Source organism: Corticicoccus populi (assembly GCF_042686195.1).
In the GTDB taxonomy this organism is placed as follows: Bacteria; Bacillota; Bacilli; order Staphylococcales; family Salinicoccaceae; genus Corticicoccus; species Corticicoccus populi.
This window is the reverse complement of sequence record NZ_JBHUOQ010000001.1, coordinates 533,041-545,541: the sequence shown is the minus strand read 5'-3', so window position 1 is coordinate 545,541 and position 12,501 is coordinate 533,041. Positions and strand designations below refer to the sequence as shown.

Genomic DNA, 12,501 nt, shown 5'->3' with positions numbered 1-12,501 from the left:
AAAGAATGAAAACATATTAAAACAGAGGTGTTCTGAAATGATATTTGAAAGAATGGAAAAAAATGATTATGAGCAGCTTGTCTTTTGTCAGGACAATGCCAGCGGTTTAAAAGCAATTATATGTGTACACGATACAACTCTCGGACCGGCACTCGGCGGTGTCAGAATGTGGGACTATGCAACAGAAGAGGAAGCGGTGGATGATGTACTGCGTCTCGCACGCGGAATGACCTACAAAAATGCAGCGGCCGGACTGAATTTAGGCGGCGGTAAAACCGTGATTATCGGTGATGCGTCAAAAGATAAGTCAGAAGCATTTTTCAGATCTCTCGGCCGGTATGTAAACAGTCTCGGCGGCAGATATATTACAGCTGAGGATGTTAATACAACTGAGCAGGATATGGACTATATATATCAGGAGACACCTTTTGTCTGCGGTGTCAGTGAATCTTACGGTTCAAGCGGAAATCCAAGTCCTAAAACAGCCTACGGCGTTTATATGGCTATGAAAAGAACCGCGGGGGAAGCATTCGGCAGTGATTCACTTGAAGGCAGAAAAGTCGCTGTTCAGGGTGTTGGAAATGTGGCTTATCATTTATGCAGATACCTTCACGAAGAAGGCGCACACCTGATTGTCACTGACATCAATCAGGCATCAGTAGACCGGGCAGTCAATGACTTCGGGGCGGAATCTGTTGCAATTGAAGACATTTACAGTGTAGATGCAGATATTTTTGCACCCTGCGCACTCGGCGGTATTTTAAATGATGAAACAATTCCAGCTCTTAAAGTGAAAGCCATCTGCGGAAGCGCAAATAACCAGTTGAAAGATGATGATGTACACAGCAGAATGCTCGATGAAAGAAACATTGTATATGCACCGGACTATGTTGCAAACAGCGGCGGTGTGATTAATGTTGCCGATGAACTGGAAGGTTATAATTCTGAAAGGGCAACAAAGAAGATTAAAGATATTTATTATCAAATGGATAAAATCTTCACGATTTCAAAAGAAAAAAATATCTCTACAACTGAAGCAGCGAATCACATGGCAGAAGATAGAATCAATCAGATGATGAGAGTGAAAAGCACATTTTCACTTAATGAAAAAAACCAGTTCCGCAGGGGGATTTAAGTCTTATGCTGAAAATACTGGTTGTAAATCTTGGAAGCACTTCAACAAAAGTGGCCTATTATGAAGATACAACAGCTGTTGCCGGTGAAAATATTAAACATTCCAAAGAAATCGTTCAAAAGGAAATGATTGATCAGATTGAAGACAGAATGAAGGCCGTCAACAACTTTTTATCAGCCAATGATTTATCACCTGAAATGCTTGATGTCGTGAGCGCCCGTGGCGGATTATTAAAACCGATTCAGGGCGGCACATATGAAGTAAACAGTGAAATGGTTGAAGACGTAAAAACGTTTAAGTACGGAAAGCATGCCTCCAATTTAAGTACGATGATTGCTTACGAATATCAGCAGCAGTACGGAGTGAAGGCGTTTATTACAGATCCGGTTGTTGTGGATGAATTAATTGATCCGGTTCGTATGACCGGAATTAAAGGCATAGAACGCATATCTATTTTCCATGCATTGAATCAAAAAGCTGTGGCAAGAAAATATGCAGAATCCATATCAAAGAAATATGATGAACTGAATCTGATTGTTGTCCATATGGGCGGCGGAATTACAGCTGGTGCCCATATGCAGGGCAGAGTCATTGATGTCAATAATGGTCTTGCCGGAGACGGACCGATGAGTCCGACACGTGCAGGTACATTACCGAGCAGTGAATTTGCAAAATATATCATAGATAATGCACTCTCTTACGATGAGGTTTATAATATACTATCAAGGGGCAGTGGATTTATTTCCCTTGCCGGTACTGAAGATGCTTTAGAGATTGAAAAGAAGGCATTAAACGGAGACCGGGAGTCCATAGAAATATATGAAGCTGCTGCTGTACAAATTGCAAAAGAAATCGGCTCACGGGCTGCAGTTCTAAAAGGAAACGTTGATGCAATTTTATTTACAGGCGGTCTTGCTTACAGTAATTATCTAATTGATATGATCACACCTTACATTTCGTTTATCGCAGAAACAAAGGTTTATCCGGGCGAGAAAGAGATGGAGGCACTTGCTCTTGGTGCATATCGTGTAATGACCGGTACTGAAGAAGTACAAACCTACACTTAGGGGGAATATTTTTATGGCACATGAGTATGATTTAGTCGTTCTCGGCGGCGGTACTGCCGGATATGTAGCGGCAATTAAAGCATCCCAGCTCGGATTAAAAACAGCTGTGGTTGAAAAATTCAAACTTGGAGGAACATGCCTGCATAAAGGCTGTATCCCGACAAAATCCATGCTGAAATCAGCTGAAGTGATTAATATTATGAAAAATGCTGAAAAATACGGCATTGATACGCATACACCGACGTTCACTATCGGCAATATTGTAGAACGTAAAAATGATGTTGTCAGTAAAATGTTCAGTGGTATTGAATACTTAATGAAAAAGAACAAAATTGATATTTTTCAAGGAACAGGAAGGATTCTCGGACCATCCATTTTTTCACCGATGGCGGGAACTATTGCTGTAGAAGATCCACATGATGAAGAAGCGGAAAGCGAAATACTGGTTAATCAAAATGTGTTAATCAGCACCGGTTCAGTACCGGCAGAACTGCCTTTCCTGCCGTTTGATTCAAAACTGATCTTATCCAGTGATGATATGATGAATCTACAGTCTGTTCCAGAAGAATTCGGTATTATCGGGGGCGGTGTCATCGGACTTGAATTTGCCAGCCTGATGAATGACCTCGGCAGTAATGTTACCGTTATTGAAGCAGGCAGCCAGGTGATTCCTCATGAAGATAAAGATACAGCAGACGCTTTGAAAAAATCTTTGGAAAAGAAAGGCATTGCATTTAAAATCGGCATGTCTCTAAGTGAAGATGATATTTCATTAAATGAAGACCATGCTGAGATTAAACTCGGGGACGAATCTTTTAAATTTGATAAAGTCCTTGTTGCAATCGGCAGAAAAGCGAATATTAATGATATCGGGCTTCAAAATACTAAGGCACGGACTGAAAGCGGCATCATTCAGACCAATGAATTTTATCAGACAAAAGACAGTCATATTTATGCAGTCGGGGACTGTATCGGTCATCTTCAGCTCGCACATGCTGCGACTAAGGAAGCAATCACTGCCGTAGAACATATGGCTGATAAAAACCCGATTATAATGGACTATAATAACGTACCGAGATGTATTTATACTTCACCTGAAGCAGCAGCAATCGGGGAAACTGAACAGTCATTAAAAGAACAAAATATTGAGTACGACGTTCATAAAGTACCGATGGCTGCCATAGGAAAAGCAGTTATTGGCGGAGACAGCCATGGTTTTGGTAAAATAATTACAGACCCTGTTAATAAAGATATACTCGGTGTTCAGTTAATCGGGGAAAATGTTACAGAACTGATTAATGAAGTATCATTAGCTAAGTTTCTTGATGCTTCCGCACTTGAACTGGGCTCTGCTGTGCATGCACATCCATCCATTTCAGAAATATTGATGGAACTCGGCTTAGATGCAGAGGGTGTCGCAATCCACGTTTAAGGGGGAAATGAAATGCTTGACTATAGGAAAACAGATTTAACAAAAGAAAATTTAAAAGAAATGTACTATACTATGTTACTTGCACGTAAATTAGATGAGCGGATGTGGCTGTTGAACCGTGCCGGAAAACTGCCCTTTGTTATCTCCTGCCAGGGACAGGAAGCGACACAGGTCGGCACCGGCTTTGCTCTCGATAAAGAGCAGGATATACTTAGCCCGTACTACCGTGACCTTGCTTTAGTCACTCATTTTGGTATTACACCGCTTGAAACAATGCTTTCCGCCTTTGCAAAAGAAGGGGATATACAAAGCGGCGGCAAACAGATGCCCGGCCATTTCAGCAAAAAAGAAAATAATATACTCACTCAAGGTTCGACAGTCACCACCCAGGTTCTTCATGCTGTAGGTGCAGCCTATAAATTTAAACTGGACGATGAAAAACGTGTTGCACTGACTACACTTGGAGAAGGTTCGACGAGCCAAGGTGATTTCCATGAAGGTTTAAATTTTGCCGGTGTTCATAAACTGCCTTTCATCTGTCTCGTGGAAAACAATGACTATGCAATCAGCGTTCCGAAAAATCTTCAGTATGCAGCGGAAAAACTGTCTGACAGAGCTTTAGGATACGGAATACATGGGGAACAGGTGGGTGGTAATGACCCGATTGCAGTATATTCGGCAGTAAAGCGTGCACGTGAACGTGCTGTGAACGGAGAAGGCAGCAGTTTAATTGAGGCACTCTCTATTCGTCTGACTGCACATTCTTCTGATGATGATGACAGCTACCGTGAAAAAGAGGAACGTGAAGAAAATAAATCACGAGACTGTCTGATTTCATTCAAAAACTACCTCATAGAAAATGAGGTCGCAGATGAAGAATGGTTCAGCAGTCAGGAAGCAGATATCAAACAGATTGTCACTGATGCGACTAAAAAAGCGGAAAAGGCACCATATCCAAAGGCTGAAGATGCATTGCTCAACGTATACGAGGAGGTACAACATGGCTAAATTATCTTATCTCCAGGCAATCACAAATGCCCTTGACTTTGAAATGGGACGGGATAAAGATGTATTTATACTTGGAGAAGATGTAGGAAAAAAAGGCGGCGTCTTCAAAGTAACTGAAGGACTGCAGGAGAAATACGGTGCACTGCGGTGCCTCGATACACCGCTTGCAGAATCCAATATCGTAGGAACAAGTATCGGTGCTGCAATGATGGGGAAACGTCCTGTTGCGGAAATTCAATTTGCAGAGTATATACTTCCCGCTACCAATCAGATATTAAGTGAAGCCGCAAAAATCAGATATCGTTCAAACGGTGACTGGAACTGCCCGATTGTGATTCGTGCTCCTTTTGGGGGCGGTATACACGGTGCGCTTTATCATTCACAGTCGATTGAGACCATCTTCACATCAACACCGGGGTTAAAAGTTGTTGTCCCATCCACTCCGAGTGACGCGAAAGGGCTGCTGCTTTCAGCAATCAGAGATAATGACCCTGTACTTTTCTTTGAACATAAAAAAGCATACCGTCTTTTAAAAGAAGAGGTGCCGGACGGCGATTATATTGTTCCGATAGGAAAAGCCGACGTCAAAAGAGAAGGCAGTGACATTACAGTCATTACCTATGGTCTATGTGTAAATTATGCACTTCAGGCCGCTGAAAGATTGTCTAAGGACGGTCACAGTATTGAAGTGCTGGACTTAAGAACTTTATATCCGCTGGATAAAGAAAGCATTATTGAATCAAGCAGAAAAACAGGAAAAGTATTGATTATTACCGAGGATAACCTTGAAGGAAGTGTAATCGGCGAGGTTTCTGCTGTCATTTCCGAAAATTGTTTTTATGATCTGGATGCGCCGATAATGAGACTTGCAGGTCCGGATGTACCAGCGATGCCGTATTCTCCGCCTATGGAAGATTACTTTATGGTGAATCCTGAAAAAATTGAAGATAAAATGCTTGAACTCATAGAGCACTAGGAGGTTATATTGTGGAAGAAATAAAAATGCCTAAACTGGGCGAGAGCGTCACTGAAGGTACTATTGAAAAGTGGCTTGTCTCTCCAGGGGATAAAGTTGAAGAATATGACCCGATTTGTGAGGTTATCACTGACAAAGTTACTGCAGAAGTGCCGTCAGTATTCGACGGTGTCATTGGTGAACTGCTTGTAAAAGAAGGAGATACTGTCGAAGTGGGAACGTCCATCTGTACGATTGACAGCGGCTCAGATTCCGGGGGCAGTACACCGGACACAACTGATGAAGAATCGGTTGAACAGACAGTAGAACAAACAGAACCGGTCAACCGTCCCGACAAACTGGAAAAGAAAGAAGCACGTATTTCTCCTGTTGTTATGAGACTTGCCGGCGAAAACAACATTGATTTGAATACAGTATCAGGAACCGGCTTTAACGGGCGGATTACGAAAAAAGATATACTTAAAGTCATTGACGAAGGACCAGCTTCCAAACCGGAAAAATCGGAAAAATCTGAGGACTCTGCACCTGCAATGAGTCAGGTTCCGGAAACAACCATCAACAGCGGCGATGAAATTCCTGTTAATGGAGTACGTGCGGCCATTGCAAAAAATATGGTGCAGTCTTCTCAGGAAATCCCTCATGCATGGCTTATGATGGAAGTGGATGCGACTGACTTAGTCAATGTGAGAAATAAACATAAGTCTGCTTTTAAAGATAATGAAGGTTTTAACTTAACCTTTTTCAGCTTTTTCGTAAAAGCTGTTGCAGAAACTTTAAAAGAGTATCCGATGCTGAACAGTTCATGGCAGGGTGATAAAATCACAGTCAATAAAGATATTAATATTAATATCGCTGTTGCCAGCGATGACAAACTTTATGTTCCCGTGATTAAAAACGCAGACGAGCTCACCATTAAAGGGATTGCAAAGCAGGTTAATGAACTGGCTTCACTCGGCAGAGCCCATAAATTAACAACTGCACATATGCAGGGCGGAACATTCACTGTTAATAATACCGGTGCATTTGGTTCTGTACAGTCCATGGGCATCATTAACCGTCCGCAGGCTGCAATTCTGCAGGTTGAGTCGATTGTTAAGCGTCCTGTCATTATTGATGACATGATCGCGAGCAGATATATGGTCAATCTATGCCTGTCAATTGACCACAGAGTACTTGACGGACTGGTTGCCGGACAGTTTTTAAAACGCGTTAAAGAGAGAATTGAAGCAATGTCTGTAGAACATACTTCAGTGTATTAAACTTTACAAAGACGCTTTTTGTCGATACACTTAACATGATATTTGATATAAACCTTATCGTTTTGATAGGGTTTATTTTAATAAAGGAGACAGGAATTATGAATATGGATTTTAATTTATATATGAATGACATTGTCAATCAGGCCCGTAACGAGATGACAGATTCTGGATACACTCAGTTACAAACACCGGAAGATGTTGACACGCATTTAAACAAAGAGGGTACTGCACTTGTTATGGTTAATTCAGTTTGTGGATGTGCCGGAGGAATCGCAAGACCTGCTGCTAAACATGCTTTAAATTATGACAAAATGCCGGATCAGCTTTTAACTGTATTTGCAGGTCAGGATAAAGATGCAACTGAAGCAGTAAGAGACCGTGCAACTGAGTACCTTCCGTCTTCACCGTCATTTGCTTTCTTTAAGGACGGTAAAGTGGTGGATATGATTGAACGTCATGAAATCGAAGGACATGAAACTATGAGCGTCATTACAGGCATTCAGGCTTGGTTTGAAGAGTATTGTGATGAAATCTAAAAAAGAGGTCCTGTACAGGACCTCTTTAATTTCTTTAAAGTTGTGTGAGCATACCAAGGCCCATTAACAGACCGGAAACCACAATTAAGAATACCATGAACCAAATCACGTATTTTTGAATTTTTTTATTCTGCATTAAAAATCATCCTTTTAATATACTGACATAAGTATAATATACCTTATAACAGCAATCAACTGACTAACGGAGGAATTTAAGTGAATAGCACAAGATTAGTGGATCAATTTATGGAAATGGTACAAATTGACTCGGAAACGGGAAACGAAAGAGAAATAGCCGATTATTTGTTAAATCTGTTCAAAAATCTGGACGTTGAAGTCTTTGAAGACGATACTGCAGATCAAACCGGATACGGTGCCGGAAATATTTTTGTGAAGGCTGAAGGTGATGCGGATGCTGCACCGGTATACTTTACTGTCCATATGGATACTGTGACACCGGGCGTGGGTATCAAACCTTCTATAAAAGACGGGTATATCGTGAGTGACGGAACAACGATCCTCGGCAGTGATGATAAAGCGGGTATCGCTGCAATTATTGAAGCATTGAGAACCATTGAAGATGACAATATTCCGCATGGTGACATTGAAGTCGTTATCACTATCGGTGAAGAGTCCGGACTGGTCGGTGCAAAAGCATTTGATACATCTGTTCTGAACAGTAAATTTGGATATGCTTTGGATTCTACAGGAAAAGTCGGTACTGTCGTTTCACAGGCGCCGACACAAAGTAAGGTGGAAGCACATATTTACGGTAAAACAGCCCATGCCGGAGTGGAGCCTGAAGCAGGTGTCAGTGCCATCACTATCGCATCAAAGGCTGTCAGCAAAATGAATCTCGGCAGAGTGGATGCTGAAACAACTGCCAATGTCGGCAGAATTGAAGGCGGCGGCCCGACCAATGTTGTTACAGACTATGTTTACCTTCTTGCAGAAGCACGAAGCTTTACGCCGGAACGTCTGAATGCACAGGTCGAACATATGACAGCAGCTTTTAAAGAAGCAGCTTCCGAGCTTGGCGGACGTGCTGAAGTTAATACTGAGTTGATGTATGACGCTTTAAATGTCGCACATGACAGCGAAGTGGCACAGACTGTGAACACAGCATTGAATAACATCGGCAGAGACATTGATTTTATTTCTCTCGGCGGCGGCAGTGACGGAAATGTCTTTCACGGAAAAGGCATAGAAACTGTTGTTCTCGGTATAGGTTATGAAGATATTCACACTACAAAAGAAAAGATGCCGGTTGAAGAACTTGAAAAGGCAGCTGAGCTTGTCGTAGAAATTGCCAAAGTACAGTATGACAAATAAAAAAACAGCTGGAATCGTTTGATTCCAGCTGTTTTTCTGTTTAATATTCGAGTGCCTGCCATACCTGTACTTTTGTATCATTATATTCAAAGTCATATGCACTTTTTATCACTTCTATAGAGAAGTTACAGTCTAATTCAGGCTGTGCTTTAAAACGCCATCTTCTAAAAATATAACGGTAAATATCATCAATCGTTTCATATGCATTGCCCTGACCGTTAAAAACAGCAAATTCCCCGGATTCTGTATACGTTTCTTCAAAGGGTGCTGACTGGTTCGATGCAACACCGACCATGAGTACGAGATCTCCGTCTATATACCTTTCATACAGTATAATTCCTTTTACCGGCCCATCATTATATTTTAATAATTCTTCTGTAACACCGGATGTCTCAACATATTTTATAAACTCATATTTTTCAGCCTTATTATAAGTTTTCAATAAGAAATGTTTAGTGACACCGATAACTCTGAAACCGTTGATTGTCATAATCCGGGATGCGTACCCCGGTTGATCGACCGGAACAACCTGAAACGAAATTCTTTCCATTAAATCCAGTTTTTTTATATGTTTTTCAGTATCGTACGGGGATATTCCCATATACTCTCTATATTTTGCTTTGAATACTTCGGCATCTCTGTAACCGTAATATTTCGCGATATCAATTAACCGCCGGTGTCCTTCATATAATTCATATGCAATTTCAGTCATTCGGCGCTTTTCCTGGTACTCAAAAGGTGTCATACCTGTCAATGATGTAAAAATTGTCATAAATGATTTGGAGTCCACTCCAAGGTTCATTAAAACCTGATCATAATCTATCGATTCGCGTAAATGATCTTCTATATATACGATAAATTTCTCGACAAAATTGACTGTTTCCATTACTTCCATTCCACCTTTAATTTCACATACTATTTATTATTTCACGCTTATTCAAAAAACACAATATTAAACATGAGTGTGATATAATTATTAAATCTGAAATGATAGGTGATAAAAATGAAAATTACGGTACTCGGATCCGGCGCGGGACTGCCTTCCAAAACACGCAATACACAAAGTTTTATTATTGATTTGATTGAAGAAATTAATGAATATTTTTTAATTGATGCCGGGGAAGCTTTACAGCACCGAATATTAAATACGAATATTAAACCTTCTAAAATTACAAATATATTCATAACACACCTGCACGGTGATCATATATACGGCCTTCCGGGGTTCCTGTCATCCCGTTCCCACCAGGGCGGGGAGGGTGTCCCTTTGACTATTTACGGTCCAAAAGGACTGAAGTACTGGCTTGAGACATCTTTTGAAATTACTTCATCACATTTAAATTATCCGATTGAATTCGTTGAAGTCAGTCATAACGACTGTTTTGATATCAGCGGTTTTACTGTCTCAACATTCCTTTTAGACCACAATATTGATTCATTTCTATATGTATTCGAAGAACCTGTCAAAAAAGGATCATTAAATGTAAATAAACTTCTCGATATCGGAGTCACTCCGGGACCGGTACTGAAAACGATTAAAGAGAGTACTTCATTTGAACATAACGGCACCACATATTTGACAGAAGATTTTCTGGGTTCACCGGTAGACGGCCGTAAAATTTCAATCCACGGTGATACACGCGTCATCTGTTCTGAAGATTATTATCAGCTGATTAATCACAGTGATGTGATTGTCCACGAAGCGACATATCTGACAAATGAAAAAGAAAAAGCACATCAGTATTTCCATTCGGAAATAGATGATGTGCTTGAAAATTTTAATAATGTTAGTTACGGACAATTATTAATCAGCCATATCAGCAATCGATATGATGAAGATGATTTAAAAGTGATTCAGGATAAACTGCCGTCGGAAGTCACTTTAATGTATGATCTTCTCGACATTACCATTCCACGTGATTCTCGATAAAAGATGTAATCTTCTCCTGATATTCGAGTTTATTTCTGTTAAAACTTTCAACATGACCGCCGCGGGCAGGATACCATGATGCCTTCGGTGTTCTTTTTTTCTCGAATAATAACTTAGTCTGCGTATAAGGAATGTAACTGTCCCTCACAGAGTGGATAAACAGTACCGGCTGCTCAATTTTATCAATGATATTGAGCGGTGAGACTTTATATAATGAAAACTTTCCCCGTAGAAGGAAGAATATATTTGAAATCGGCAGAACGACCGGTGTCAAAATTTCCGAGTAACCACTGAATATTCTTGTTAATTGATCGGAAAATCTTGCGAATGATGCGTTCGATATATAAAAATCCGCCTTATTGGACAGTTCACCTGCATAAAGGAGCAATGTTGCCGCACCCATTGATTCGCCGTGAATACCGAATTTAATATCCTCTCCGTAATGTTCAAGCATATATTCTATCACTGTTTCAAGATCGTATTTCTCATAATAGCCGTAAGTCGTATTTTTCCCCGGAGTATCTCCATGACGTCTCGCGTCATAAAGTACACAGTTATATCCCATATCAATAAACATATTCATATATTTTACTTGACTGATTTTATTTTCCGCAAGTCCGTGACAGAGAACAATCCACTTATTTGTATCATTCGGGTACACAAATGTTGTACTGATACCGTATCCGTATTTTGAAGGAATAGTGACATCATCTTTTTGAAGTGCATCAAACTCCTTCTCATCAAGCCGTTTACGCCTGATTTCCCGCTTCCTGATTGTCTCATTATCAAGTAGTTTAAAATATAATGTCCTGCTCGATGCATAGTAAGCAAGTGACAGCAGGAGCATCAATACTGCTGTAATTAAAACTAAAACCCAATTCCATAAACTGTTCATGAACGGTGATCCTCATATTTCAATATTTTTAACGCCTGATATATTTTATCATACTCGTCTATTGAAAGCGGCTCACTTTGGTTAAAACTTTTAATATTTTCTTCAAGCTGCTGAAGACTGCTGACCCCGTTCGCAATAACAGCGTTATGATAGGATAGGAAACGATAGGACAGACGTGATAAATCAGAATCAATCTCCTTTAACTCTTCAGTAACTTGTCTCATATCATCTGTATTTAAAGACAGAAACCCATTCTCGAATTTTTTTGTTAATACTCTTTCTGAATGACTGCTGAACACACCTTTAAATAAAGGACCGCGTGCTATGACAGTGATGTCGTCTAACCCGTCAATCACTTCAAGCGGACGGTTGTCTATCGGATTGAACTGCATCATCAATGTATTAATATTGCTGTGTTTTTTATAATAATCAATAACATTCATCCGAATGGATGATATTCCGTAGCTTCTAATAATACCTTCTGTTTTCAGTTCTTCCAGTGCACTTATGACTTCATCTTTGTCATCTTCAATTGTGCCGCCGTGCAGCTGATATAAATCAATAACGTCCGTTTTTAAACGTCTTAATGATTCTTTTGCTGCTTCTTTAATATAGGCTTTGTCAGGATTCCATCCCTTAGGTTCACGCTTAATACGATCAAAATCATTGCCGCCTTTAGTGCCGATATTAAAATCATATCTGCTGCGGTATTTATCCAGCACTCTGCCGAGAACAGACTCATTATCACCAAACTGATAAAAATCTGCAGTATCAAAATAATTAATACCTTCAGACAGGGCATATTCAATAATTTTTTCAGTTTCTTTTTCATCATTTAAAGGCAGGTTCATACATCCCAATGATAATTCCGAGAGTGACAAGCCGTCTCTGGTTTCAATTTTTTTCATTTTAATATTAGCTCCTAAAATTT

The 12,501-nt window shown here is 40.2% G+C and carries 13 protein-coding genes; 9 read left to right on the top strand and 4 right to left on the bottom strand.

What is annotated here, in order from left to right:
* The first annotated feature begins 37 nt into the window (after positions 1–37).
* The 7 genes from ACFSX4_RS02885 (at position 38) to ACFSX4_RS02855 (ending at position 7,413) form a co-directional block, all read left to right on the top strand.
* The gene (locus ACFSX4_RS02885) at positions 38–1,135 is read left to right on the top strand and encodes a Glu/Leu/Phe/Val family dehydrogenase (protein ID WP_377771357.1); all 1,098 of its coding nucleotides are present in this window, start codon (positions 38–40) and stop codon (positions 1,133–1,135) included.
* Between the two features lie 5 nt (positions 1,136–1,140).
* Positions 1,141–2,202 (top strand): butyrate kinase, encoded by a 1,062-nt coding sequence (gene buk, locus ACFSX4_RS02880; RefSeq protein ID WP_377771355.1) that lies wholly within the window; start codon positions 1,141–1,143, stop codon positions 2,200–2,202.
* 13 nt (positions 2,203–2,215) lie between these two features.
* Positions 2,216–3,634 carry a dihydrolipoyl dehydrogenase gene (lpdA, locus tag ACFSX4_RS02875; RefSeq protein ID WP_377771353.1) on the top strand — a complete coding sequence of 473 codons (1,419 nt, stop codon included), beginning with the start codon at positions 2,216–2,218 and terminating at the stop codon, positions 3,632–3,634.
* 12 nt (positions 3,635–3,646) lie between these two features.
* Entirely contained in the window at positions 3,647–4,642 is a 996-nt protein-coding gene (locus ACFSX4_RS02870; protein WP_377771351.1) for a thiamine pyrophosphate-dependent dehydrogenase E1 component subunit alpha, read from the top strand.
* Complete coding sequence (locus ACFSX4_RS02865; protein ID WP_377771349.1) at positions 4,635–5,618, top strand: alpha-ketoacid dehydrogenase subunit beta; 984 nt, start codon at positions 4,635–4,637, stop codon at positions 5,616–5,618. The genes ACFSX4_RS02870 and ACFSX4_RS02865 overlap by 8 nt, the downstream gene beginning before the upstream one ends.
* Before the next feature lie 26 nt (positions 5,619–5,644).
* Positions 5,645–6,877, top strand: coding sequence for a dihydrolipoamide acetyltransferase family protein (locus ACFSX4_RS02860; protein ID WP_377773425.1), 1,233 nt, complete (start codon positions 5,645–5,647; stop codon positions 6,875–6,877).
* Between the two features lie 98 nt (positions 6,878–6,975).
* Complete coding sequence (locus ACFSX4_RS02855; RefSeq protein WP_377771347.1) at positions 6,976–7,413, top strand: BrxA/BrxB family bacilliredoxin; 438 nt, start codon at positions 6,976–6,978, stop codon at positions 7,411–7,413.
* Positions 7,414–7,447: 34 nt separating this feature from the next.
* On the opposite strand, the gene prli42 is transcribed toward ACFSX4_RS02855, so the two are convergent.
* On the bottom strand, positions 7,448–7,549 hold the full coding sequence (prli42, locus tag ACFSX4_RS02850) for a stressosome-associated protein Prli42 (protein ID WP_377771345.1): 102 nt from the start codon (positions 7,547–7,549) through the stop codon (positions 7,448–7,450).
* A gap of 80 nt (positions 7,550–7,629) precedes the next feature.
* Here prli42 and ACFSX4_RS02845 point away from each other — a divergent pair, with 80 nt between their 5' ends.
* Positions 7,630–8,745, top strand: coding sequence for a M20/M25/M40 family metallo-hydrolase (locus ACFSX4_RS02845; protein ID WP_377771343.1), 1,116 nt, complete (start codon positions 7,630–7,632; stop codon positions 8,743–8,745).
* 40 nt (positions 8,746–8,785) lie between these two features.
* On the opposite strand, the gene ACFSX4_RS02840 is transcribed toward ACFSX4_RS02845, so the two are convergent.
* Complete coding sequence (locus ACFSX4_RS02840) at positions 8,786–9,631, bottom strand: helix-turn-helix domain-containing protein (protein ID WP_377771341.1); 846 nt, start codon at positions 9,629–9,631, stop codon at positions 8,786–8,788.
* Positions 9,632–9,748: 117 nt separating this feature from the next.
* Between ACFSX4_RS02840 and ACFSX4_RS02835 the strand changes: the two genes are divergently transcribed.
* Positions 9,749–10,675, top strand: a complete 927-nt coding sequence (locus ACFSX4_RS02835; protein ID WP_377771340.1) for an MBL fold metallo-hydrolase — start codon at positions 9,749–9,751, stop codon at positions 10,673–10,675.
* Here the strand turns inward: ACFSX4_RS02835 and ACFSX4_RS02830 are convergent.
* Positions 10,650–11,570 carry an alpha/beta hydrolase gene (locus ACFSX4_RS02830; RefSeq protein ID WP_377771339.1) on the bottom strand — a complete coding sequence of 307 codons (921 nt, stop codon included), beginning with the start codon at positions 11,568–11,570 and terminating at the stop codon, positions 10,650–10,652. The two genes, ACFSX4_RS02835 and ACFSX4_RS02830, sit on opposite strands and share 26 nt — an antisense overlap.
* Positions 11,567–12,478, bottom strand: coding sequence for an aldo/keto reductase (locus ACFSX4_RS02825; protein WP_377771338.1), 912 nt, complete (start codon positions 12,476–12,478; stop codon positions 11,567–11,569). Before ACFSX4_RS02825 ends, ACFSX4_RS02830 begins: the two co-directional genes overlap by 4 nt.
* Positions 12,479–12,501: the final 23 nt, after the last annotated feature.

Bases quoted from the DNA above. Each gene is read 5' to 3' on its own strand.
- ACFSX4_RS02860 (WP_377773425.1), top strand. From the start codon at position 5,645: ATGCCTAAACTGGGCGAGAGCGTCACTGAAGGTACTATTGAAAAGTGG.
- ACFSX4_RS02865 (WP_377771349.1), top strand. From the start codon at position 4,635: ATGGCTAAATTATCTTATCTCCAGGCAATCACAAATGCCCTTGACTTT.
- lpdA (WP_377771353.1), top strand. From the start codon at position 2,216: ATGGCACATGAGTATGATTTAGTCGTTCTCGGCGGCGGTACTGCCGGA.
- ACFSX4_RS02855 (WP_377771347.1), top strand. From the start codon at position 6,976: ATGAATATGGATTTTAATTTATATATGAATGACATTGTCAATCAGGCC.
- ACFSX4_RS02885 (WP_377771357.1), top strand. From the start codon at position 38: ATGATATTTGAAAGAATGGAAAAAAATGATTATGAGCAGCTTGTCTTT.
- ACFSX4_RS02825 (WP_377771338.1), bottom strand. From the start codon at position 12,478: ATGAAAAAAATTGAAACCAGAGACGGCTTGTCACTCTCGGAATTATCA.
- ACFSX4_RS02835 (WP_377771340.1), top strand. From the start codon at position 9,749: ATGAAAATTACGGTACTCGGATCCGGCGCGGGACTGCCTTCCAAAACA.
- prli42 (WP_377771345.1), bottom strand. From the start codon at position 7,549: ATGCAGAATAAAAAAATTCAAAAATACGTGATTTGGTTCATGGTATTC.
- ACFSX4_RS02840 (WP_377771341.1), bottom strand. From the start codon at position 9,631: ATGGAAACAGTCAATTTTGTCGAGAAATTTATCGTATATATAGAAGAT.
- ACFSX4_RS02870 (WP_377771351.1), top strand. From the start codon at position 3,647: ATGCTTGACTATAGGAAAACAGATTTAACAAAAGAAAATTTAAAAGAA.
- buk (WP_377771355.1), top strand. From the start codon at position 1,141: ATGCTGAAAATACTGGTTGTAAATCTTGGAAGCACTTCAACAAAAGTG.
- ACFSX4_RS02830 (WP_377771339.1), bottom strand. From the start codon at position 11,570: ATGAACAGTTTATGGAATTGGGTTTTAGTTTTAATTACAGCAGTATTG.